The sequence below is a fragment of the Actinoplanes sp. G11-F43 genome (genome assembly GCF_050589265.1).
GTDB lineage: Bacteria > Actinomycetota > Actinomycetes > Mycobacteriales > Micromonosporaceae > Actinoplanes.
The window spans coordinates 1-1,040 of the sequence record NZ_JBNZCE010000107.1; the positions used below are offsets into that span (position 1 = coordinate 1).

The following is a 1,040-nucleotide window of genomic DNA, read 5'->3' on the forward strand; positions in this document are numbered from 1 at the left end:
CGACCAGCTCAGCACGGATGAACTCCGCCAACACCGCCGCGTTCGGATAGTCGAACACCAACGTCGACGGCAGGCGAACCCCGACCGCCGAAGCCAGCCTGTTCCGCAACGCCACCGCACCGACCGAATCAAAGCCCAGGTCCTTGAACGCCCGCTGCGGCCACACCGCATCCACCGAGTCGTGACCGAGCGCCGCCGCCGCATGAGCCCGAACCATCTCGGTCAGCGTCTGCCGCTGCTCACCCTGCGACATCCGGCGAAGCCGGACCGCCAGATCCGATCCATCGGCTTCGGCAACGGTGTTCTGCTCAGCGGCCAGAACCTCCCGGACCTCCGGCAGGGCCGACAGCAACGGACTCGACCGGCGCAACGTGTACGTCGGCACGAAATGCTCCCAATCGAACCCGGCGACCACCACCACACCCTCGCCGGCATCCACGGACAGACCGAGTGCACGCATGCCGCGCTCAGCGTCGATGGCTTCCATCCCGGAACCACGCAAGCGCTCACCACCGTCACCGGCGGCCATCCCGACACCCGCCCACAAACCCCACACCAACGACGTCGCCACCAGACCACGCGAACGACGGTTGTCACACAGGGCGTCGAGGTAGGCGTTGGCCGCCGCATACGCGCCCAGCCCGCCACTACCCCACATACCGGCACCCGACGAGAACAGAATGAACGCGTCCAGATCCCGATCAGCGGTCAACTCGTCCAGCAGGGCCGCACCACCGGCCTTCGCCGCCAGCGCCTTCGAAATATCGGCGCTACTGATGTCGACCACGGGAATCTTCGCGCCCACACCAGCCGCGTGCACCACCGACGACAACGCAACACCCGAGGCGTCGATCCACTCCAGCAGACCCGTGACAGCCGGCCGGGCGGCGACATCACACGCCACCACATCCACCGCAGCACCCGCAGCCGCAAGCGAGGCAGCAAGGACAGCCACTCCCCCAGCCGCCGGACCCGACCGGCTGGTCAACACCACCCTGCCGGCACCCCGGCCGACCACCCACTCAGCAGTGATCGCGCCG

At 68.0% G+C, this 1,040-nt stretch carries 1 protein-coding gene; it reads right to left on the minus strand.

Features of this window, described 5'->3' with window-relative positions:
* Positions 1 to 1,018 (minus strand): beta-ketoacyl reductase (locus tag ACQ0O7_RS45125; protein WP_430792105.1); only part of this gene is annotated, 1,018 nt, incomplete at its 3' end.
* Positions 1,019 to 1,040 lie beyond the last annotated feature (22 nt).